The following is a 21,692-nucleotide window of genomic DNA, read 5'->3' on the forward strand; positions in this document are numbered from 1 at the left end:
TTCTCCGAAGGACTGGATCAGGCGACGGTCAGGCCGGCGAGCTGGTAACCAACAAGCACAAAGCCTGCGGTCATGAGAACGACGTTGGCTGCAAAAGCATGCCGCATGAAGCTGGATGTTCGGCGCCAATACCCCATGATGATGAGGATAGCGCCGAGCGCGAGCAACTGGCCGATCTCTACACCGATGTTGAAGGCAATGAGGTTGGTGAGCAGTCCGTCCTCGGCAATCTGGAATTCAATGATTTTGGTTGCCAGACCGAAGCCATGGAAGAACCCAAACACGAGCGTCGCGACCTTGGTGTTGGGCTGGAAGCCGAACCAGCGCTGATAAGCACCCAGATTGTCGAGCGCTTTGTAGACGACCGATAGCCCGATGATCGCATCGATCACGTAAGCGTTGGCGGAAATGCCCGTCAGTACTCCAAACAGCATCGTCGTCGAATGGCCAATCGCGAACAATGTCACGTAAATGCCGATGTCCTTCATCCGGTAAAGGAAGAAGATCACCCCGAACAGGAACAGCAAGTGATCGTATCCGGTCACCATGTGCTTCGCGCCCAAGTAGATGAAGGGAAAGAACAGCACACCGCTGCTTTCCTGGATATAACCTTTGTCGCCCTCGGCCACATTATGCGCCCAGGCCTCAACGCCCGAGCACAACAGCAGGATCATCAAGGCCATGGCGACAAGATAACGCGGCGGTATCTCGCCAAGCCTTTGTATTGCGGATAAGTTCATTCTTTCACTCCAGTTGGCCAGCTAGGCCACAATCGATAATTATGTCGCGGCAAGGTTCTGCTCGGGTGGCTCGATGGTGACGGTGGCTTCGCGTCCACGGATCACGCGGTAAAGGGCAGGCAGAACCAGCAGGGTCAGGATCGTCGAGGATATGATCCCGCCGATGACGACCGTTGCCAGCGGGCGCTGCACTTCGGAGCCCAATCCGACATTGAGGGCCATCGGCACAAAGCCAAGGCTGGCGACCAGCGCTGTCATCAGCACCGGACGCAGACGCGCCAGAGCGCCTTCCCTGATCGCATCGTCGAGTGGGCGACCTTCTTCCATCAATTGCTTGATAAAGGTCAGCATCACGAGCCCGTTGAGCACAGCGACGCCCGAAAGCGCGATGAAGCCGACGCCCGCCGAGATCGAGAACGGGATACCGCGAAGCAGCAAGGCTGCGATGCCGCCGGTCAGGGCCAGCGGAACGCCGGAAAACACGACAAGTGCATCCTTAGCCGACCGGAACAGCGCCATAAGAAGGCCGAAGATCAATAGCAGCGCAAGCGGTACAACGATCTGCAGGCGCGTAGATGCCGACTCAAGTTGTTCGAATGTGCCGCCATATTCGATCCAGTAGCCATCAGGCAGGTCGACTTGCGTAGCAATCCGCTCCTGCGCTTCGGCTATGAAAGAGCCCAGATCACGCTCTCGTACATTGGTTGTCACCACCGCACGGCGCTTGCCCGATTCCCGGCTAATCTGGTTCGGACCCTGAGTGCGCTCGATTGATGCTACTTCCGACAATGGAACCGATCCACCTCCCGGAAGCGGTATCGGTAGCCGTTCGAGAACCTGGGGATCCTCTCGCAGGTCCTCGGACAAACGCACAACGATGTCGAACCGTCGGTCACCTTCGAAAATCTGTCCCGCTTCTGCTCCGCCGATTGCCGCCGAGACGACCATCTGCACATCATCGACATTCAGGCCGAGCTGGGTCAGTTTGATGCGGTCCGGCACGACCTCAATGAAGGGCAGACCCGTAACCTGTTCGGTCTGGGCATCTACCGATCCCTCGATGGTGGACACCACGCCTTCGATTTCGGCGGCCGTGGCGGCAAGTTGGTCGAGATCGTCGCCATAAACCTTGATCGCCACGTCCGAGCGGACCCCGGCAATCAGTTCATTGAACCGCATCTGGATGGGTTGAATGAACTCGTAGCGTGAACCGGGCACCTGTTGGACCGCCTCATTCATCTCTGCGACAAGCTGTGCCTTGGGTTTGCGCGGATCGGGCCATTCGCTGCGTGGCTTCATGATGATGAAGGTATCCGCAACGGAAGGCGGAACCGCATCAGTGGCGACATCTGCAGTGCCGATCTTGGCGAAGACGGTTTCGACTTCGGGGAACGCCTTGATCCGCTCTTCCAATGCGCCTTGCATCGACACGGCCTGCGACAGACTGGTGCCTGGTATTCGCAGCGCGTGGAGCGCAATATCGCCTTCGTCGAGGTTCGGGATGAATTCCGAACCCAGGCGTGTTGCTGCAAAACCGCTCAGGACGACCAAACCTGTGGCAGCCGCTAGGACGAGCCTGCGCTTGCGCATGGCGAAGTCGAGCATGGGGACATAGCGCGATTTGGCGACGCGCATGATCCGGTTCTCTTTCTCCTCGACACGTCCGGTAACGAAAGTCGCCACGGCTGCAGGAACGAAGGTCAGAGACAGCAGCAAGGCTGCTGTCAGAGCAATTACGACGGTCAGCGCCATAGGGTGAAAGGTCTTGCCCTCGACGCCTTCGAGCGCGAAAATCGGAACGTAAACGATCGTTATGATCAGGATTCCGAACAGGCTCGGCTTAATGACTTCTGCCGAGGCCGACGAGGCGAGTTTGAACCGTTCCTCCCGATTGAGCAATCGGCCCAGCGAATGTTGCGCCTCTCCGAACCGCCTGAGGCAATTTTCCACGATGATCACCGCTCCATCGACGATCAGCCCGAAGTCGAGCGCGCCAAGGCTCATCAGATTGCCCGATATATTTCGTTCGACCATGCCAGTGATCGTCATCAGGAAGGACAGCGGGATCACGGCGGCGGTGATTAGTGCCGCCCGGATGTTGCCGAGCAGCAGGAACAGCACGACGATAACCAGCAGCGCGCCTTCGGCGAGGTTCTTCTCGACTGTCCAGACAGTTGCATCGACCAGTTTGGACCGGTCGTAGACCGTGTTGGCAATCACCCCTCCGGGCAGCGACCGATTTACTTCCTCCAGACGTTCGGCAACCGCAATGCTCACATCGCGGGCGTTCTCACCGACGAGCATGTAAATCGTGCCGAGCACGACCTCCTGCCCATCCTTGGTAGCTGCGCCATTGCGAATTTCGGAGCCGATGCTGACGTCGGCGACGTCCGCGATCCGTACTGGGACGCCTTCGCGCCAGGCGACGATGATCCCGGAAAGATCGCCTTGGTCTTCAGCCTGTCCTGGCACGCGAATGAGATATTGCGATCCCGAACGCTCGACGTAACCGGCACCGACATTGGCGTTGTTGCTTTCCAGCGCCTCGATCACATCCTCAACGGTGAGGCCGAAGCCTGCGAGCCGGGTGGGAACGGGTGCAACGACATATTGCTTGCGATAGCCACCCACCGAATTGACTTCGGTGACACCGGGGACGTTGCGCAGTTGCGGCCTGACCACCCAGTCATGAAGGGTACGTAAATCCTGCGGCGTGTAGCGTGAGCCATCCGATTTGACCGCGCCCTGCTCGGCCTCGATGGTGTACATGAAGATTTCGCCCAGCCCGGTTGCGATCGGGCCCAACTCGGGTTCGACGGTTTCGGGTAGGCTCGAGCGGACACTTTGTAGCCTCTCATTCACCAGCTGACGCGCGAAAAAGATATCGGTCCCGTCCTCGAATACAACCGTGACCTGGCTCAGACCGTAGCGCGATACCGAACGTGTGTATTCGAGCCCCGGCAAACCGGCGATGGCCGTCTCCACCGGGTAGGTGATCCGCTGTTCCGCTTCCAGCGGAGAGAAGCCGGGTGCCGAGGTGTTGATTTGCACCTGGACGTTAGTGATGTCCGGGACGGCGTCGATCTTGAGCCGACCGAAATTGTAGATGCCCAAGGCCGCCAGCAGAATGACCGCGGCAAGGACTGCGAAACGCTGTTTGATCGACAGCAGGATGATCCGTTCAAGCATGTTCTGGCGCCCCCTAGTGATCGTGGCTCGCGCCGGATTTCTCGATGTCGGCTTTGATCACGTAGCTGTTCTCGGTTGCGTAGACGGTCCCCGGCTCGATCCCGCTGATGACCTCGGTCCATTCGGGGCCCTCCTGACCCAGCTCCAGCATACGGACCTCGTAGGTTTCGCCGATCTTCGCAAAAACGACTCGGAAATCTCGGAACTGCTGGATTGCATCGGTTCGGACAGCCATCGGAACCGAGCGCTGGTCGACCGACACCAGACCGCGAATGGCCATGCCCGGTCGCCAGAAACCATCTCGGTTCATCAGCGGCGCGCGTGCCGTAACGGCCTGACTGCTCACTTCCGCCAAAGGCAGGAAGCTGCGGATCGTCGACCCTTGCGCCCTTTGCCCCTCCAAGCCCCGGATAAGAACTTGCTGACCCGGCCGCACGCGCTCGATGTCACGCGGAAAGATGGGGAAGGTGGCTACCGTGCGCGACGGATCCGAAATGACGAACATGGGATCACTGTCTGCGATGTCGCCGACATTGGTGTTGCGCTCTGTGATAACCCCGGAAATCGGCGCATAAATCGAATAGGTCTGAAGCGAGTAACTGCTCTCCACCCGGGCCAGCAATGCGCCTCTCGTGACGCGATCACCGACGTTGCCATGGACGGACATGACAGGGCCGGGATACTTTGCGCCGACTTCCGCACTACCCGACGGATCGAGTTCGACCCGACCGATGATCTCTATCGTCTCACCGACCTGCTGCGGGCCGACTGTTTCGGTTTCGATACCGGCAGCACGCGCAGCTTCATCCGAGATAGTCACACGGCCTTCGTAGGATTCAAAAGTCCAACGGTGCTGTTCGTCACCAACATTGGCCGCAACCACAACATCGAAACTGTGTGGCTCGACAAGCACACCCTGGCCGCGCAGAAAGTCCTCCTGCGGTTCGAATTCGAAGGTTGTTTTTTCACCGTCGAGACGCGTTATCATGACGCGTGCGCGGACAGTGCCCGGATCGACCGGCTCGCCATCACGATACGCATAAAGCCGATACTCGGGCGGTACGCCATCTTCGAACACGGTAAGCTCAATGGCGAAATCACCATCCCGGAGCATGCGACCATTGTGAGGACCGCGCTCATAGTCGCCAGCCGCTGCTTCTGCGCCTTCCGAGACTTCGCTTTCGCTGCCTGATTGTCCGCAGGCTACCAGCGGTGTGGCCAGCAGGGCTGCTATCAAAATGTAAGTTTTGCGCATCTTAAATTCCCCCAACGAGGTCGGCGAAACGGCCGGTGAGCCGGTCGAGTTCGACTTTCGCCACGTGATATTCGGAAAGAGCTTCGACGAAGCGGACGCGTGCATTGTGCAACGCAGTCTGCGCAGTCGAAACGTCGAGAAAGGTGAAGCCGCCGCGGTTGTAGCCTGCGCGAACTTCGCGCAATGTCTGTTCGGCGCCGGGGATCACTCGGCTTTGAATTGCCTCGGCTTCATGCCGGGCCTCCTCGACGCGCTCGCCAGCGAGAGCGACTTCGCGCTGACGCTGAAAGCGTTCGACGGCCAAATCTGCTTCCACCTGCCGCTGCTCAGCCGCTGCCCGATCGATATTTGCACGGTTCAAGGCGCGGTTGGGCAGCGGCAGTGAGAACCCGGCCACTACAGCTACGTCGCCCGACCCGAAGACGCGCGGGCCAGCATAGACGGTGGGATCAGTACGGCTGTAGGATTGCTGAAGACGATAATTGGCATCCGCACGCTCGCGTCTCGCTTCGTATAGGGCGAGATCGATCGAGGGAAGCTCTTGCAGGTCAACGCCAAGCGCCTCCATTTCAAGAAATCCCTCAGTGACGACCGAGAGCGCTGCTGGTTCAACACCTGCCAACAATGCGAGGCGAGCTTTGGCAGCATCAAGAGCGTGTTCTGCCAGCTCAAGATCGACCTCAGCCTCAGCCAGCTCGGTCCTCGCCCTGGTTCCCGCAAAAAGGGGATCACGAGCGCCGTCCACACGGCGCTGAACCTCGGCTTGAAGCGCAGCCGCGATCTCCACCCGGCTGCGTGCGAGTTCCAGATCTAGCGCAGCGATCTGCGTTTCTACGTAGAGTTCCTGCACCTGTCGTGCGAGGTCCAGACGCCGAATCAAGGCCTCAGCTTGCGCGATGCCGATCTCACCTTCGGCGAGTTCGATCCGCGCCTGGCGCTTTCCGCCTCGCTCGATACGTTGATTATACGTACCGTCGATCTGGAACTGGTTGAAACCGCCCGTTCCGATATTCTCGATAGTTCCCTCGACCGTGGGTGATGGTCTGGTATCCGCAGCTGCTCGACTTGCTTCCAGCCCCTCGATCCGCGCCGCTGTTGCAGCACCTTGCGGGGAACTCGAAACCGATTGACGTACGGCATCTTCCAGGGTCAGCGATTGGGCCTGAGCCGCGCTCGCCGACATGACCGTGACCGCCAGCAAGGCGGCACGCGAAATCGCGTTCATTTTAGAAACTCCTGAACTTCAAAACCTATGGCGCAACCCGGGATTCCGGGCGCTAAGATTGTGCGTTCAGGCTAATGGCGGTTCTGTAAGGGGCGCGGCTTCGCTACCGATCAACGCCATTATGTCCCCAGGCCGCGGAAGGGAACGCGCTGACAGAAACGCCGTCAATGGCGAAGCACTTTCGGGAAGGCCGACCGTTGTATGGCTATGGGGGGAAGCGTGTGGAGCAATTTCTCCGGAATTCGGAGTTTCGGCAGCCAGGGAGTTGATCTCACGGGCTCCCTCGACGGGTGTCGGGGAATGATGCGAGCTGCCCGATTCATGACTATGGACCTGCTCCGCATGCGCAATCGCACCCGAGAATCCCCCATGGGAAACGAGTGTGATGGCAAGCAAAACGAGACCGAGCCATTGGCGCATAGCCCAAGCTACTAATGCGCCAACAACCTCTTTGCAAGCAATCTGTTGGCAATGTTGATGATCAGCTGGACTGCTAAAGCATTGCCGAAGAACCGTGCTCCTGAGAGTAAGATTCAATGATCGAGACGACGAACAAATCTTAGTCCGAGGTTCGCTCCATAGCGATCGTCATCGACGTCTATGCTCGCCGCCCCCTGGGCTTGTGCGAGATGCGACTGGTCTTCGCCGTTCTTGTTTCCGAACAGCCGTCTTATCTAGCTGGTCACACCTTGTTCCATCACCATCGGTGACATCATGCCCAAAACTAGGACTAGACCAATGACGGCAATCGCAGACCCGGATCGAGACAGTCCTCCAAAAAGCGATCGGCTGACCGTGAAGGTGATAGTCCATTGGTAACGATGAAACTAGCCGAGCGATCGGCGGTGCACAGCGGGCCGGCGTCGCAAGCAGATTAGAAGATCGACGAGCTAAATCTCTCAATTGCGGACAACATGTTGAAGACCAGTGAATTGCGGGCGTTCGGTTTCGGAGTGTAGGCATGGGTCGATCTTTGCGTTGGAGCGGGGGAAGGTCTTCCCCTGAGCCGGAGCCGCTTCGCTGTCTCCTGCTACCCCTTCTGCGGGGACACCCCGCAACGCCCCGGGAAGCGGAGCGGGGCTGATGACGCGCTCTGTCCCGCAGGCCTTCGGCCTGCTCCTGAGGGCGCGGCATTCCTGTCTTAGGCCCCGCGCGAACTCTGATTGCAGCTTACATTGTCATGAGGATCGGCCTGCCGGACGACAGGCCCCGCCCAGGCGGCCGATCCTGAGACTGGCACCACACGCTTCCATTCAGGGTGCGCATTTCTTGTCTTGAGAACCTCGCTGGTCGCTCGGCACCGATTCACGGCATGAGCAGGTTGCTGCGGACGGCGCGCGGGCGTGATTTCGAGTGAAATGGGACATTTCACGGCTCGGGAATCACGCAACAAACACTGCGCGCCGGCGTTGTTGGTGTCGGCCCGCGAAAGCGGCGGGGTGGGCGGTGCTCCCGTCTGGGCACGGTTCGGCCAGCCGCAACCCGGCCCTGAAGGGACCGGGTCTTCCATTGCATTGCAGCCCTTTTCCGACCGGCTGAACGGTCAGCCAATTGCCTCATGCGGGTGCGGCTGTCCGAACCGCACCTTTCTGGTCGCTGTCACCGCCCACCCCGCCCCTTCCGGGGGCCGGTGTGCGGATTTGGGCTGTTCGGGAGAAGGGCGATGGCGCGTAAAGTTTCAAAAGGCAGTGCAGGTGGCAAGCGTAGAGGGGCGGCGCGCAGCGCCGCCCGCGGGAATGGGTCCCGCGCATCGCTGTATGACGAGGTCACGCAGACAATCGTAACCCAGCTTGAGGACGGCGTGTTTCCTTGGGTCAGGCCTTGGAGCAAGGCCAAGGCCTCGCCCGGCCTGCCATGCAATGCGGTGACCAAGCGGGCTTACTCGGGAATCAATGTGCTGGTCCTGTGGGGCGCGGTGATCGAGGGCGGCTATCCTTCGCAGGATTGGCTGACCTTTCGGCAAGCGCTGGCCGCTGGCGGCTGCGTCCGCAAGGGCGAGCGCGGGCGCACCGTGTTCTATGCCGACCGCTTCACCCCGAAGGATGAGCGCGAGCAGGTCGAGAGCGGCGAAGATGCGCGCTCGATACCCTTCCTCAAACGCTTTACCGTGTTTAATGCCGCGCAATGCGATGGCCTGCCCGAAGGGTTGGTGTCGCAGCCAGCGCCGCTGCCCGAGCGCGAATTGCACCGCGCTGCCGAAGACCTCATTACCGCAACGGGCGCGGATTTCCGGATTGGCGGGGCGCAGGCCTACTATTCGCCATCCGGCGATTTCGTGATGGTGCCGCCGCAGCCCGCCTTTCATCACCAGATCGACTATTACCGCACCGCTTTGCACGAGCTGGGCCACTGGACCGGTCACGGCTCGCGGCTGGCCCGCGACCAGACCGGACGGTTCGGCTCCGCGCCCTATGCCCGCGAAGAACTGGTTGCCGAACTGGCCTCGGCCTTCCTGTGCGCTGCGCTCGGCATCGAACCGACCGTGCGCCATGCCGATTATCTTGGCAGCTGGCTGGCAGTGCTGCGCGCCGACAATCGCGCAATTTTCCGCGCCGCCAGTCAGGCGAGCAAGTCCGCCGAGTTCCTGCTGCAGTGTCAATCCATCGAACAGGAGCAGGCAGCATGAGCAGGACACCTGACCCCAATGCACCGCCGCGCGCCTTCGAAGCCGAGCAAACCGAGGCCGGTGCGCAGACGCTCGTGCCCGGCGTTGCGCCGGTCACGCTGGGCGAGCGGCTTGGCGTTCTCGCCAATGCGCCGCTGCTGCCCCGCAAGGGTCAGCGCCCCGCCAATCATGGGCTGTTCGACATGAACGCCCGCAACCAGCTCGAAATGTTCTGACCGGAGACGCTGCGATGGACCTTCTCACCCAATCCCTTCGCAAGCGGCTGCTGGCCAATGGCCTTTGCGAGGCCGACCATGTGCCCCTCGTCAAATTCTTCAATCCTGTGGGCGCGGCGACCTGGCTGTTCAGCGAACTCGGCAGCGACGGCGATACTTTGTTCGGCCTGTGCGATCTTGGTTTCGGGTTCCCTGAACTGGGCTGCGCAAGCCTGTCGGAAATCGCCTCGGTGCGCCTGCCACTGGGCCTCACAATCGAGCGCGATGTGCATTTTGCCGCCGAGCATCCGCTCTCGGCCTATGCCGAGGCGGCGCGGCATTGCGGCCAGATCACCGAGCACCCCGACCATTTGACCCGTGCGGCAGCAGCGCTGGCACGCGCCAGAGAGCAGGAGCGCAGCCGTTCACCGCCGTAGCCCCAAGCGGCGGATGATGCCCGCATCGGATCCGTCCCTTCGATGCGGGACACACCGGCCCCGCCTTCCGCCTCCCAAGCCCCCCGACCGGAGGGCGGGGCCATCCTATCCAAGAGAGAGTAGACAGGAGTATTTACCATGCAAATCGACCATATTCCGCTGAACCGTCTTTCGGTTTCCCCCATCAATATGCGGCGCGGGCGCAAGGCCCCCGATATCAGCGACATCTTGCCTTCGGTGAAGGCGCGCGGTGTGCTCTCGCCGCTGTTCGTGCGGGCAAATGGCAAACCCGATCATTTCGAGATACTGGCAGGCAAGCGCCGCTATTTCGCGAGCGTCGAAGCTGCCAAGGAATGCGGCGAGGAGCGCCGCCTGCCGTGCATCGTCATCGGCGAGGGTGATGATGCCGAAGCGCTCGAAATCTCGATGATCGAGAACCTGCTGCGGCAGGACCCTGACGAGGTCACCCAGTGGGAAAGCTTCACCCGCCTTGTGAAGGAAGGCCGGACCGTCGAGGATATTGCCGCGACCTTCGCGCTTACCGAATTGCAGGTGAAGCGCATCCTTGCGCTCGGCAATCTCTTGCCCCGCATCCGCGAGGCCTACCGCGCCGAGGAAGTGGATGCCGCGACCGTCCGCCATCTGACGCTCGCCAGCAAGGCGCAGCAAAAGGCATGGCTGGCGCTGTTCGAGGATGCAGAAGCCTATGCCCCGCGCGGCAGTCAATTGAAGGGCTGGCTGTTTGGCGGCGCGTCGATTGCGACCGCTGTCGCGCTGTTTGACCTTGATAGCTATTCTGGCCAGATCGTTGCCGATTTGTTTGGCGAGGACGGCTATTTTGCAGACAGCGATGCCTTCTGGGCCGCGCAGATGGCCGCAGTCGATGCGCGCAAGGCCGCATATCTCGAAGCAGGCTGGGCCGATGTCGTGATCGTCCCGCCGAGCGAGCATTTTGCCAGTTGGGAGTATGAACACGCTTCCAAGCGCAAGGGCGGGCGCGTCTATATCCAGTGCCGCGCCAATGGCGAGGCGGTGTTCCACGAAGGCTTTATCAGTCGCCGCGAAGCGCAGGCGGCGGAGCGCCGTGCGCGCGGCGAGGACGGGGACACCAAGCCCGCGCGGCCCGAACTGACCTCGACGCTGGCAAGCTATATCGACCTCCACCGCCATGCGGCGGTGAGCGAGCGGCTCTCGACCGCGCCGTCGCTGGCGCTGCGCGTCATGGTCGCCCATGCGATTGCCGGTTCGCCGCTGTGGAGCATCCGCCCCGCCGATACAGCAAGCCGCAACGAGAATATTGCGGAGAGCCTTGCCGCCAGCCCCGCGACCAAGGCGCTCGCCGAGCGCCGCCGCACCATGCTCGATTTGCTGGGCTTCGAAGAAAGCCGCGAGGCCCTGTGTCAGGACCGCTACGGCAGTGACCTTGTTCCGATCCTGCACCGGCTGCTCAAGCTGGAAGATGGCGAGGTCATGCAGGTGCTCGCACTGGTCATGGCCGAAACGCTCGCCATCGGCAGCGAGGCCGTCGAATATTGCGGCCAGCAAATGGGCGTGAATATGACCGATTGCTGGCAGGCCGACGAAGCCTTCTTCGGTCTGCTGCGCGACAAGGAGGTGATGGTTGCACTGCTTGGCGAGGTCGGCGGTGAGGCAGTGGCCACCGCCAATGCTACCGAGAAAGGCGCGACCCTCAAAGGCCTTATCTCCGATCATCTGACCGGCGCGAACGAGCGGCCCAAGGTTGAGCGCTGGGTGCCGCGCTGGATGGCCTTCCCGCCTGCTGCCTATACATCGCGTGGCGGCGTGCCGAGCGTAGCCGCTGCGAAGCGCGCGGAGTGGCTGGTCGAAGGCGAGGAGGACGAAGCGGAAGGCGCGGGAGCCGCTTCGGACGACCATCAAGACGCGCCGGAGGCCGAGCCGCTCGCGGCCTGACCCAGCGCTTTTGCATTGCGGGCAGCGGGATGATCCCCTTGCCCGCATTGTGCAGCGGGGCGCTTGGCTGTATTGGACGGCCATCGAAAAAGCACCGTGGAGGAGGTCGGGAGGTGCGTCCGGCGAATAGTCGCCATGAAAGGACGCCTCATGATTGTCATTGCCGCCCTCACCGTGCTCATCGCTGCCGTGCTGGCAGCGCGCCTGCTCTATTCGCTCTCACTCTATGCCCTGCCGCTCTGGTGCGGCGGGACCATTGCTTGGTGGACCTTTGCCAGCGGGGCGGGCTGGACGCTTGCGGCCTGTGCCGGACTGGCTGCTGCCACACTGCTGCTGGTCGCCGCCCATCTGCTCGCCGGTGCGCGCTCCCCTGTTTTGCGACTCGTGCCGGTTGCGGGCTTCGGCCTGTGCGGCGGAGTGGCGGGCTATCATGCGGCGCATGGTCTTGCGCTTGCTTTGCTCCCCGATGGCCTGATCGTCCAGGGGCTGAGCCTCGCGGCAGCCATGTTGATTGGAAGCGCAGCGGCGCTGCGCTGGCTCACCGTTCGCGGTGGCGCTACCCCATCGCCGAACCCGCCATCATGGGTGTAAGCCGCTTGCCGGACTGGGCGATTGTCGGAACCGGCTCGTCCTCGATCAAGCGCTGACATGGCCCAACTGGCTACCAGCACCGATGGTCGCTGATCCGAAACGCTTGCGGGTCAACTTGCGAGCCTGATGTTCACTGACAGCAATGCCGGGATCCTGCGGCACCCCACATGGCGATCACTTCTTGACCAATGTGAGCCCGTAAAAAGGCAAGCAAGCCGATTGGTGTCCTGATCTGCCGTTTTCGCATGGCGTCACCTGCCCCACCTGCTGCCTCGTGCATGGCCTTTCTGGCGGCGGACGGGCTTCGCCCTTGCGGGGCTTTGGGGCGCAACGGCGCGGGACCAGCTATTTTCCGCCGGGCACCGGGGTGCCCTTTGCATCGCGATACAAAATAGCCGCTCCCGCTGCCGTCCTTCGCTTATCGCTGCGGTCCCTGACGAGATGCGCCCGCCCCACACAACCGCCCTCGTCTGGCCATCGAGGCTGCGATGGGCGCAGGTTCGAACCAAAGCGAAAGGAATATCATCATGGCCAATATCGGCAACTTCACCACCACGGGCACCGGCTACAAGGGCGAGATCGTCACCATGAGCGTGCAGCAGAAAAATGTGCGCATCGTCGCCGAAACCGAACAGGCAAGCGAGAATGCTCCCTCGCACCGGGTCTTCGTCGGCCGCGCCGAAATTGGTGCCGCCTGGAGCAAGCAGAGCCAGGAAGGCCGCGACTACCTCTCGGTCAAGCTCGACGATCCGAGCTTCGTCGCTCCGATCTACGCGAACCTCTTCGCCGAAGATGATGGCGAGAACTTCAGCCTGATCTGGACCCGCAGCCGCAAGGGAAACGGCGAATAATCGCCGCAAGGCTGCCCCGCCCGGCAAACGCCGGGCGGGGCTTCATTCGTGAAAGGTCCGCTTTTGATCCTGCAGGGCAGAAAGGCGACATTCGGCTTGCGACCCATTTGCGGACACGCAGCAACGTGCGTCGCTCCGATTACCAGAAGTCTTTTCTTTTGAAGCTGCACCCTCACCCACGTCGACTTAATGTTAAAGGCCGTTCGGCTAATTTGTGCTCTCCCAACACCGCCACCGCAGACGAGATAATAGTTGCTACGGCCAACACCGCTTCACTGGTTATGTTGCATGTTTGAGATCAGACTTAGGGCATCGGAATAATTTTGCAGTGCTTCTGTGAGCGTCCCGCTCCTAGGATTCACTATCAGCAAATTATCGCGATAGGCTAATCGCAGATCAGAGCAGATTACAACGCGGCGCGCTTGAGGAAGGTGCTGAGCGCGGCAGGTTACTGGCACATGTTGCGAGGTGCCGTCGTTGAAACGAACGGTCACATCATTTTGTATTTCCTCGTCGAGCACGTCAATTGCATGAAGCGCAAAGGAAAGTTCTGAAATCTCCGATATACTATGAAGAAGGTTCGTCGCTTCGCCAGCATAGAAGTGTCCTTGCAGCTTTGTGACAGTCACGTCATATTTGAGGCCTCCCGTGTCTTCATTTTTCATTCCGACGCGAATGTCCCGAACAGATAGCGGCGAGGCACGCCTTCCAAGGCCATTCGCGATCGAAGAATTGATCTCTTCATCGGTGAGATCTCCCACAGAGTAAGCCCTACCTGGCGCGAGCTCAAAGACAGCGTCACCAACTCGCACGTTGATTGCATGGTCACGCCAGTCGATCATGTGATCAGGCTCGGTAGCGTCGCACGCTGATATCGCCGCGATCAAAGCTAGAGCCAATCCAGTGTTTTTAGCGCAACACAGCGATCTTAGTTGCCGTTCCGTTCGGAAAACCCTGCCTGCCTGATGTCTTGCGGCCGAGGGCAAACGTCCTCCGACAAGATGCCCCAGTTTCGCTGGCATTGTGATAACTCCAATCGAATTTGCAATAATTAAAGCAACTTAGCCGGCGCTTGCTTAAAGGCGAGTAAATCGAATGAGATCGCTGAGCAGCCCTTTGCGACCCCCATACTGGAGGGGGCTGGAACAGCAGTCGCAGCATTCGCTACCACAAAGACATAATGTCCGCTTCCCACCCCAATACGCGCCGTTCAGATGGTCGGTCGATTTCACCAAAAGTGGACAGGCAGCTATCCGAGCTTTTCAGATAAAAGCGGACTGTCGGCAAACGACCCAATCTCAGACATTAAGGCGACACGCCTTTCCTGCCAAAAGCGGACGCAGTTTGCGGAAGCCCGTTCTTTCCTAGACTGGGGTGAAAGCTGAGGTCCTCTTGGTAGCAAGCGATGACAAAATGCCGCGTGCTTCTGTTCGAGCTTTGAGCAGGAACGAACACTCCTAGCGCTTGGAGACGCTTTCGACTTCTAGCTTCGGCATGCCCGTGATTTCAATTGCAGCGCCTGCGAATTCGACCTTGCCTTTGCTTCCTTCGAAGGCGGTAAGAATTGAGCGCATGATCGTATCCTTGGTGCTGCGCCGCCTTTGGAAATCGACGACATAGCGTGCAGTGAATGTGATCCAATTCTCATCCGCAAACAATGTCACGCTCGGCGCGGTGCTGGCTTCCTCGATGAGGTATTTCTTGACCATACCCTTCCATTCTTCGGCGGAATCGGTTGCGAATGCCTTAGTATGTTCGGAAACAGCCTTTTCGATCATTTTCTGCGCCAGATTCCAGTCAGAGCCATACTTCACTGGGACGCTGAACTCGTCCCACAAAAAGTTGAAATCGCCCGTATAGTTGTAGACTGGCTCTTTGAAGATGAAGCTATTGGCGACCTTCACGATACGTCCGTTGTAATTGTCGCCGTTCACCCAACCGCCGGTTTCCATGATGGTTGTGCGTAGCATGCCGATGTCGATCACGTCGCCCGTGATGCCTCCTACCTGCACGCGATCACCAGGACGATAGAAGCCGCCAAATGAAATGGCGATCCAGCCCGCGATACTGGCAATGACCTCTTGGAGTGAAAAGGCGATTCCGGCACCAGCTACACCGAAAATCACCGAAAGCTGTCCAAGACGGGTGCTGAGCATGGAAATCAGAATCAGGACGAGAACAACGTAGCCTACCAACCCGATGAATTTGCGCACCCGATATCGCGTATCTGTCTGCGCAATCGAGCGCACGGCAAAGCCCTGCAAAATGCGGATGAGGACGAGCCCGAGGACAACCGCGATAAGCGCCGTTCCAAAATCTGCGATGAGCGGATGGCTCAGCCAGCCTTCCATTGAGTTAAGCCATTCAGTCATGGGCTTATCCTCTAACCGTTAATTTTACCGATTGGCAATTCAGCTCAATTCCGGCGCATTTTCTTGGAAGGAAAGCACAACTTCAGCAGCAAGTTCTGCATCCATATCATCTCGCCAACAGACATAGGCCGGAAAATCGAAACTTGGCGCGTCTTCGATGATACTCAAGTCGCCTGCCTGAAGAAGAGGTGCCACGAGATACTCAGGCATATAGCCCGATTTCATGTTGGCGATCAGCCAACGTGCCGAACGCTGACCAAGATCGAGCACTAAGCCGGTTTCGGGGGCAATGCCGAGGCGAGAAGCGATCTCAAGCCCCAATGAGCGGCCCCAATCAATGCGAACGAAGTCCTCCTTCCAGTTCGTTGGATCGCCTGCGCTCACGAGGACGAGCTGATCCTCGAACAACCGCTCCGCGCTGATATCGCGGCGAAAGACCGGATCATGGACGACAATCATATCCAGCTCGCCCTCAGCCAAGTCCCGATTGAGCCTCGCCCAAGCACCGGCAGTGACGCGCAGCGCCAGATCGGGAATGCTTGCGCGTACGTCGTCTAACCATCCGAGAAGCAAACGATCCCACAGGAAGTATTGTCCGCCGAACGAAAGCGAGCGTTCAAAGCGATCGGGCAAGGAGACCTCATGCCGTGCAACTTCCCAAGCTCGCACAGCTTGGCGCGCGGGTGCCATGAACTTCTCGCCCGCAGGTGTGAGCTGGCAGCCGCGCTTGTCCCGAATGAAAAGTCTAGTGCCAAGCCGATACTCAAGCTGCTTTATGCGCTCGGTCACGCTTGAGGGAGATGCGTTCACGCGCTGCGCAGCGCCAGAAAAGCTACCTGTGGCAGCAGCGGCGAGGAAGGTTTGAAAGGTCGTGATATCCATTCAATTCGGATAATACGAAAATAAACTTCTGACAATCGCGTTTCTCAAGAATTAAAATCAGGATTAGACGGCTCTCCATCAAATCGAAGGAGATACCCGATGAAGACTTTTGTGATTGCATCCGGCCTTGCTCTTGCTTCGCTCGCAGCCCCGCAGGTTGCGTTCGCGCAAGATCAGCAGACCGGCGCTGAGATTATCGTTTCTGCCGAGCACCAGCGTGCCTGGGATCGTGGCAACAGCCGCGAAGCCGAAGGTCTGCGTGACCTACAAGGCGCTCAGCGTGACCTCGTTCGCTACAGCGCAGCCGTTGTCGAAGCACAGGACAAGCGTGACACTTCGCGTGACCGTGCTGACAATGCTCGTCAATCTTTCGAGAGCCTGACCGCTCGTCCGTTCTTTACCGACCCCGGTGATGCACGCGACTGGGCAAAGCAGGTCGAAGAAACCGCGAAGGATTGGGAGCGCTTCGAAGAGCGCAGCGAAGAAGGTGCCCGTGAATTGAGCCGAGTGCAGCGTCGCCAGGCCAATGCACAAGAAGCGGTCGATAAGGCCCAGGCTAAGATCGACGAAGGCCGCGCGATGATGGCCGATGCAGAACGCGCAAGCCAGCGCCAGGCACGCCGGTAAGAAAGGACTGAGAGGAGAGAAAAAATGTTTGCGAAGCGCGACAAAATTTACCCCCTCGTTGAGACGTCAGCGCAGGTGAGCAAATCCGGCGGTGCCGTAGATCACATTGCAGCCGCGAGTGCTGTAATGGTTGTCGGACTAGGGATTGCACAGCTCGTAACGCCGCTCTTCGCAACACCCCTGACAGGGATCGAGAGCGGCACAGCCGGGATGATCCTCGCAGTACAATGGATTGCATTCGGTGCCATTCTGGCAGTGGGTGGTCTGTTTCGGATGCGCGTGGTGACGATCTTTGCTGCTGAGTTCCTGCTAGTCGCAGGACTGACGGCGGTCGCGGTGACGATCCTCAATTCACCCGATCCGATACCGCTCTTGATCCACGGCGCGGTTGCCTTTGTTGGCTTGGTCAATAGCGGCCTTGCCCGCTTGACCGACAAGGCTGAGCTCAAGCGCGAACTGCATTTCGCAAGAGCGCATGCAGAAGAAGCCCGCAAAACGAAAGAACAGGGAGAGTAGTGCGGTGCGCCCGTGACCGGGCGCACCAACCAAGGAGAGAGACGATGGCCAAGAAAGCCCATGTATCGCAGATCAATGCCAAAAGTGTTTCAAACCCGAAATGCGGCTTTGCGGTAGATCATGCAGCGTTCTCGAGCTCAGTATTGATTGCAGGTCTTGGCATCATCCAACTCGTAGCCCCGTCCTACGTTTCAGACCTTACGGGTCTGCCGACAAATATGCTCGGGGATAGCGTTGCCGTTCTTTGGGTTGCCGTTGGATCGCTCCTCGCGCTCAGCATCGCAACCCGGAACCGTGCAACCGCTCGGTTCGCTGCAACCATGATGTTCTTCGCAGGTTTGGCTTCCTTTGCGGTCGCCATGATCGAGCGTCCCGACATTATCCATTTCCTCGTTCACGGCGGAATCGCGTTTATGGGTTTCACGACGAGCGAGATTGCTTGCCTCACCCGCAAGGAAGACCTCAAGCGCGTCGTGACCCGCGCAAAGGCTGCCGTTCCGAAAGTCAAAATCAAAAAGCACAATGGAGAATCTCATGCCTAAATCATCAGAGACGAAGCCGATCATTGACATTCACGCGCTGTCGACCCGCCTATACCTGCCGCCCGAGAAGGCGAAACAGCTTGGCGAGGCCTTCTTTGCCAGTCTTGCAGGGCGCAAAGCATCCTTGAGCGATGCGTTGCTTGCCGCGTCGCGTTCTGCAAAGGTAAAACCAAAGCAGCTCACCGAAATGCTGAGTGTTATCGCAGAAGACTTCGCGCGCCCGCTTCCCGAAGCACCTGCCTCTCTCGGCGAGCGGCTTTCAAATGCAGCAGACGATGCGCGCGAAAAAGCGAATGAAACCATCGAGCGCATCAGCAAAGGTGTCACGTCGGTTGATATCAGCGCGCTGCGCAAAGAAGGTGCGGATAAGGTTGCCGAGCTGCGCGAACGCGCCGCCAATATCGATACGGACGAATTGGCTGACCAGGCGAAAGAGCTTGGGGACAAGGCAATTGACGGTGCTCGCGATCTCGCGGGCAAGGTCTCTCGTTCAATTTCATCGGTGATGCCAAAAGGCGAGCCGACCGAAGCGAAGAAGTAAGGCTGCGGATAGTGCCTTTCGGGTCAAGACAATCGCAGTCGGGCGGCGGGAGCATGCTTCGAGGCGTAGCTCTCGCTGCCTCACTTGGGCTACTTGCGTTGAGTTCGACTGCCCATGCGCAGAGCGGAGAACGAAAAGATAGCGTTGGCGAAGACGCCGTGGATGCGGTGACGCAGCCGCTCAGCGATCTCAACCTTCGCAACAAGGAAATCCCGCTCATTCTTCAGCTCGCGCAGGACCAGCCATACAACCTAAACGAGGTTGAAGGGTGTGAAGCGCTGCGAACAGAAGTCGCACGGCTTGATGAAGTGCTTGGGCCCGATGCCGATCAACCAGCGGACCGCGCGGGACTTATCAATCGCGGGCTAAGAACCGGCGGAAACGTGCTCGGCGGGATGATTCCATTCCGTGGGATTGTTCGCCAGATTTCCGGTGCGAACGCGGAAGAGAAGCGTTGGGAAGCGGCGGTCTATGCAGGTGTTGCGAGGCGCAGCTTTCTTAAAGGCTATATGGCAGGACAAGGGTGTGAGACAGCCGAAGAGGCAACCGTTCGCTCAGCGCGAGAAATACTGGGGATGCCCGAAGACTAGTGATTATCTCCAGGCGGGAGTAGCTTGACGGATAGACCGTCCGATTCCAAGCAATGCGTTCTCGTTTCAATTCATTGGGGAATGACATGCCGACCAAACCCTGTTTCCTATTTCTTTCTGCTGCCTTGTTCATTGTGAACGCTCCCGCGTCGGCGCAGGATGCAGAGCCCCAAGCTCCTTCTATTGTCGTCGAAGCGCCGTCCGATTTGACGGAGAGGCAGCAACGCGAATGGGCAAGGCTCAACCGCGATGCTGAACAGCTTGAAAGGCGTCTGGCGAACCTGCGTTCACGCATTCTTGATGATCGTGAAGAAGTAACCGAAGCACAGCGGCGGTTGGAACGAGCTCAAGCCAAGCTCGAAAGGGAGCAAAGCGACCTTGATCGGACGCAAAGACGCATCGAAGACGCTGAGGAAGATCGCAGCCGAATTGAGAGAAGGCGCATCCAGCTATTGTCTGGCCAGTGAGTTAAAAGAAGGGACTGGTTCCAGCTTGTTATTCAAGGTCGCGTTGCCAAATCCCTTAATAGGGGCCCCAAGCGTCGGGCGAACTTCAAGCTGTTTGAATGACTGAAACTTGGTCGTGAGCCGACATACGCAGATTGAGGACACTACGTCCGCTTTGGCTCCGCATAGATTTGGAAGCAGACAGTCGCGTTCCCACCCCAATTTCGGGCATTCAGCAGCGCCGTGGATTTTGCCAGAAGCGGACTGACTGCTAATCCGACTTTTCAGACAAAACCGGACGGTCTGCTAACGACCCAGAAGCTGACGTCGAGCTAATCTCATGCCCCGCACCCTATTGCCCCTCACCCTCGGGATGATGCCACCTGCAGATGCACGCGACAGCCTCTTTGCGGATGCACATAATTTAACTCTTGCTTAAATGGTTAAAATCGATATTTAAGTCTTAGTTAAATTCTTGGAGACGCTGATGTCGATAATTAGAAATGCGAGGCTAGCTCGCTACGCCACACTTGGGGTCCTTGTGCTTGTTTTGCTGGCGATGGGTTTAAGCATCCTCTTTCTATTTGACGAAGGACGCAGTGCGGAGGCGAAGATCCAACATTTCGCCGCGACCCTTCCGTCTTTATTTTTCGTCGGCGGGATTTGGATGACTGAAAGGGCTTTCAAAGCGATTGCTGTTGGACAAGCCGTGGAACTTGCGCTCAGCAATTTACTCGAGCGTCTCGGAATCTGCCTCTTCCTTGGCGGTATGGCGTTTGTTTTCGGTCGGCCGTTGATTTTGAAAGCTCTCCTTGATTCGTCGGCCTGGGGCTGGTTCGACGTCCCAGCCATCACTCTCGGGTGTGTGGGCTTGCTGCTTTTTGTGCTGGGCCGCCCGCTCCGGGTCGCCGCCGCTGCTCGCGCCGAACTTGACGAGATACTGTGATGCCAGTGCAAGTCACACTCGACAGCGTTCTTAAACAGCGTGGACTTTCAGGAAAGGAGGTCGCGCAGCGGGTAGGCCTCAGCGAAACGCAATTGTCGCTATTTCGGTCAAATAAGGTTCGCGGCATCCGCTTTGCAACCCTAGCCCGTCTTTGCCTAGCGCTCGAATGTGAGCCGGGCGAATTGCTGTCTTATTTGCCGGACATCGATGACGCCAATGAGTCGTGATCATTGAAAATGGGTTAGGCACGAATATCCGCTTCCCACCCCAAGATCTGCCATTGAGAACGCCATGTGCGCAGCCCCAAAGCGGACACCCCGCTAAGTTGCCAGTTTGTCGCCTTCCGCAGTTGCAAGCAATTCCGCAGGCTCAATACCTAACTCGACTGCCAGCTTTTCGATCACATCCAGCGTTGCGGCATACTGACAACGCTCAAGGCTGCTGACATAGGTCCGGTCGATCTGTGCGCGATGGGCAAGTTCTTCCTGCGACAGGCCGACCGCTTTTCGATAGCGGCGCAAATTCGCAGCAAAGGTCTCGCGCAGGGTCATGCTGGCGAGTGAGCGGGATTGCAGAGTATTTAACCACGGAGTATACTCTGAATGAAAGTAGGTATGTGCTGATTTCGCGAAAAGCTTTGAAACTCAGCGGCTTTTGTCGTGCGCGCTGTTAACCTGAACTGGAATATCGCATTACCTGTTTGGGGATAAGCGGCATAGCGAAGAGTGGCGAAGGATTTCGTGCTAAAAGCAAGCCCGAAAGCAAGCGAGTCGAAACCGAGCTGATCATGACTGAGACCCCTGCCTTGCAAGATGTTCCGCCGCAGTCCGAACACGTCACGGACTATGATGAAGCGCATTTCGTCACCTATCTGCGCCTGCTTGATGCCGCTGCGGAAGGCGCGGATTGGCGCGAAGTGGTTCGACTTGTGTTTAGCCTTGATCCCGCTGACGACCCAGACGCAGCGCGCGCGATGCACGCGGCGCATATCGAGCGTGCACGGTGGATGGCGCGTAGTGGCTACAGGCAATTGATCGCGAAGGATTAGGGTCCGGACTCATTAGAGCCACCACGTGACGAAGGCTGCGATGGCGATGGTAGCCATGAAGGTCTTGATGTTGCGGTCGAAGCGGGTGGCGACGCGGCGCCAGTCCTTGAACCGGCAGAACATGCGCTCGACGACGTTGCGC

At 58.8% G+C, this 21,692-nt stretch carries 23 protein-coding genes and 1 pseudogene; 15 read left to right on the forward strand and 9 right to left on the reverse strand.

Going from position 1 to position 21,692, the window contains the following annotated elements; all coding sequences use genetic code 11:
• Positions 1 to 17: 17 nt before the first annotated feature.
• From ACGHU1_RS15275 to ACGHU1_RS15290, 4 genes are all read right to left on the reverse strand, one after another.
• Positions 18 to 683, reverse strand: a complete 666-nt coding sequence (locus ACGHU1_RS15275) for a HupE/UreJ family protein (RefSeq protein WP_390588344.1) — start codon at positions 681 to 683, stop codon at positions 18 to 20.
• Between the two features lie 96 nt (positions 684 to 779).
• Positions 780 to 3,929: an efflux RND transporter permease subunit gene (locus tag ACGHU1_RS15280; RefSeq protein ID WP_390588346.1), complete on the reverse strand. Its 3,150-nt coding sequence runs from the start codon at positions 3,927 to 3,929 to the stop codon at positions 780 to 782.
• A 13-nt stretch (positions 3,930 to 3,942) separates the two neighbouring features.
• The gene (locus ACGHU1_RS15285; protein ID WP_390588348.1) at positions 3,943 to 5,184 is read right to left on the reverse strand and encodes an efflux RND transporter periplasmic adaptor subunit; all 1,242 of its coding nucleotides are present in this window, start codon (positions 5,182 to 5,184) and stop codon (positions 3,943 to 3,945) included.
• Between the two features lies 1 nt (position 5,185).
• Positions 5,186 to 6,409, reverse strand: a complete 1,224-nt coding sequence (locus ACGHU1_RS15290) for a TolC family protein (RefSeq protein ID WP_390588350.1) — start codon at positions 6,407 to 6,409, stop codon at positions 5,186 to 5,188.
• Between the two features lie 1,663 nt (positions 6,410 to 8,072).
• On the opposite strand from ACGHU1_RS15290, the gene ACGHU1_RS15295 reads away from it, so the two are divergent.
• The 6 genes from ACGHU1_RS15295 (at position 8,073) to ACGHU1_RS15320 (ending at position 13,040) form a co-directional block, all read left to right on the forward strand.
• Positions 8,073 to 9,035 carry an ArdC family protein gene (locus tag ACGHU1_RS15295; protein ID WP_390588352.1) on the forward strand — a complete coding sequence of 321 codons (963 nt, stop codon included), beginning with the start codon at positions 8,073 to 8,075 and terminating at the stop codon, positions 9,033 to 9,035.
• Positions 9,032 to 9,250 (forward strand): hypothetical protein, encoded by a 219-nt coding sequence (locus ACGHU1_RS15300; RefSeq protein WP_390588354.1) that lies wholly within the window; start codon positions 9,032 to 9,034, stop codon positions 9,248 to 9,250. Before ACGHU1_RS15295 ends, ACGHU1_RS15300 begins: the two co-directional genes overlap by 4 nt.
• A gap of 14 nt (positions 9,251 to 9,264) precedes the next feature.
• On the forward strand, positions 9,265 to 9,666 hold the full coding sequence (locus tag ACGHU1_RS15305) for a DUF2958 domain-containing protein (protein ID WP_390588355.1): 402 nt from the start codon (positions 9,265 to 9,267) through the stop codon (positions 9,664 to 9,666).
• 138 nt (positions 9,667 to 9,804) lie between these two features.
• Positions 9,805 to 11,598 (forward strand): ParB/RepB/Spo0J family partition protein, encoded by a 1,794-nt coding sequence (locus ACGHU1_RS15310; RefSeq protein WP_390588356.1) that lies wholly within the window; start codon positions 9,805 to 9,807, stop codon positions 11,596 to 11,598.
• Positions 11,599 to 11,748: 150 nt separating this feature from the next.
• Positions 11,749 to 12,189, forward strand: coding sequence for a hypothetical protein (locus ACGHU1_RS15315; protein WP_390588357.1), 441 nt, complete (start codon positions 11,749 to 11,751; stop codon positions 12,187 to 12,189).
• A gap of 527 nt (positions 12,190 to 12,716) precedes the next feature.
• Positions 12,717 to 13,040: a DUF736 domain-containing protein gene (locus ACGHU1_RS15320; RefSeq protein WP_390588359.1), complete on the forward strand. Its 324-nt coding sequence runs from the start codon at positions 12,717 to 12,719 to the stop codon at positions 13,038 to 13,040.
• Between the two features lie 272 nt (positions 13,041 to 13,312).
• Here the strand turns inward: ACGHU1_RS15320 and ACGHU1_RS15325 are convergent, their stop codons facing one another.
• The 3 genes from ACGHU1_RS15325 to ACGHU1_RS15335 form a co-directional block, all read right to left on the reverse strand.
• Positions 13,313 to 13,882: a hypothetical protein gene (locus ACGHU1_RS15325; protein ID WP_390588361.1), complete on the reverse strand. Its 570-nt coding sequence runs from the start codon at positions 13,880 to 13,882 to the stop codon at positions 13,313 to 13,315.
• 615 nt (positions 13,883 to 14,497) lie between these two features.
• Complete coding sequence (locus tag ACGHU1_RS15330) at positions 14,498 to 15,412, reverse strand: mechanosensitive ion channel family protein (RefSeq protein ID WP_390588362.1); 915 nt, start codon at positions 15,410 to 15,412, stop codon at positions 14,498 to 14,500.
• Positions 15,413 to 15,451: 39 nt separating this feature from the next.
• Positions 15,452 to 16,294, reverse strand: a complete 843-nt coding sequence (locus ACGHU1_RS15335; protein ID WP_390588363.1) for a LysR family transcriptional regulator — start codon at positions 16,292 to 16,294, stop codon at positions 15,452 to 15,454.
• A 99-nt stretch (positions 16,295 to 16,393) separates the two neighbouring features.
• Here ACGHU1_RS15335 and ACGHU1_RS15340 point away from each other — a divergent pair, with 99 nt between their 5' ends.
• The 8 genes from ACGHU1_RS15340 (at position 16,394) to ACGHU1_RS15375 (ending at position 20,729) form a co-directional block, all read left to right on the forward strand.
• The gene (locus ACGHU1_RS15340; protein WP_390588365.1) at positions 16,394 to 16,921 is read left to right on the forward strand and encodes a hypothetical protein; all 528 of its coding nucleotides are present in this window, start codon (positions 16,394 to 16,396) and stop codon (positions 16,919 to 16,921) included.
• A 24-nt stretch (positions 16,922 to 16,945) separates the two neighbouring features.
• Positions 16,946 to 17,437: a hypothetical protein gene (locus ACGHU1_RS15345; protein WP_390588367.1), complete on the forward strand. Its 492-nt coding sequence runs from the start codon at positions 16,946 to 16,948 to the stop codon at positions 17,435 to 17,437.
• 44 nt (positions 17,438 to 17,481) lie between these two features.
• Positions 17,482 to 17,979, forward strand: a complete 498-nt coding sequence (locus ACGHU1_RS15350; protein ID WP_390588369.1) for a hypothetical protein — start codon at positions 17,482 to 17,484, stop codon at positions 17,977 to 17,979.
• Positions 17,972 to 18,520 carry a hypothetical protein gene (locus ACGHU1_RS15355; protein WP_390588371.1) on the forward strand — a complete coding sequence of 183 codons (549 nt, stop codon included), beginning with the start codon at positions 17,972 to 17,974 and terminating at the stop codon, positions 18,518 to 18,520. Before ACGHU1_RS15350 ends, ACGHU1_RS15355 begins: the two co-directional genes overlap by 8 nt.
• 98 nt (positions 18,521 to 18,618) lie before the next feature.
• Positions 18,619 to 19,110, forward strand: a complete 492-nt coding sequence (locus ACGHU1_RS15360; protein WP_390588372.1) for a hypothetical protein — start codon at positions 18,619 to 18,621, stop codon at positions 19,108 to 19,110.
• An 86-nt stretch (positions 19,111 to 19,196) separates the two neighbouring features.
• Positions 19,197 to 19,577: a hypothetical protein gene (locus tag ACGHU1_RS15365; protein WP_390588373.1), complete on the forward strand. Its 381-nt coding sequence runs from the start codon at positions 19,197 to 19,199 to the stop codon at positions 19,575 to 19,577.
• Between the two features lie 466 nt (positions 19,578 to 20,043).
• The gene (locus ACGHU1_RS15370; RefSeq protein ID WP_390588374.1) at positions 20,044 to 20,502 is read left to right on the forward strand and encodes a hypothetical protein; all 459 of its coding nucleotides are present in this window, start codon (positions 20,044 to 20,046) and stop codon (positions 20,500 to 20,502) included.
• Positions 20,502 to 20,729, forward strand: coding sequence for a helix-turn-helix domain-containing protein (locus tag ACGHU1_RS15375; protein ID WP_390588375.1), 228 nt, complete (start codon positions 20,502 to 20,504; stop codon positions 20,727 to 20,729). The genes ACGHU1_RS15370 and ACGHU1_RS15375 overlap by 1 nt, the downstream gene beginning before the upstream one ends.
• Before the next feature lie 93 nt (positions 20,730 to 20,822).
• Here the strand turns inward: ACGHU1_RS15375 and ACGHU1_RS15380 are convergent, their stop codons facing one another.
• Positions 20,823 to 21,053, reverse strand: coding sequence for a helix-turn-helix domain-containing protein (locus ACGHU1_RS15380; RefSeq protein ID WP_236925253.1), 231 nt, complete (start codon positions 21,051 to 21,053; stop codon positions 20,823 to 20,825).
• 236 nt (positions 21,054 to 21,289) lie between these two features.
• Between ACGHU1_RS15380 and ACGHU1_RS15385 the strand changes: the two genes are divergently transcribed.
• Positions 21,290 to 21,550 (forward strand): DNA -binding domain-containing protein, encoded by a 261-nt coding sequence (locus ACGHU1_RS15385; RefSeq protein WP_390588377.1) that lies wholly within the window; start codon positions 21,290 to 21,292, stop codon positions 21,548 to 21,550.
• Between the two features lie 12 nt (positions 21,551 to 21,562).
• Here the strand turns inward: ACGHU1_RS15385 and ACGHU1_RS15390 are convergent.
• Positions 21,563 to 21,692: pseudogene (locus ACGHU1_RS15390) on the reverse strand (IS5/IS1182 family transposase); the annotation flags it as partial.

The sequence above is a fragment of the Erythrobacter sp. MTPC3 genome (assembly GCF_042854385.1).
Lineage (GTDB): Bacteria > Pseudomonadota > Alphaproteobacteria > Sphingomonadales > Sphingomonadaceae > Erythrobacter.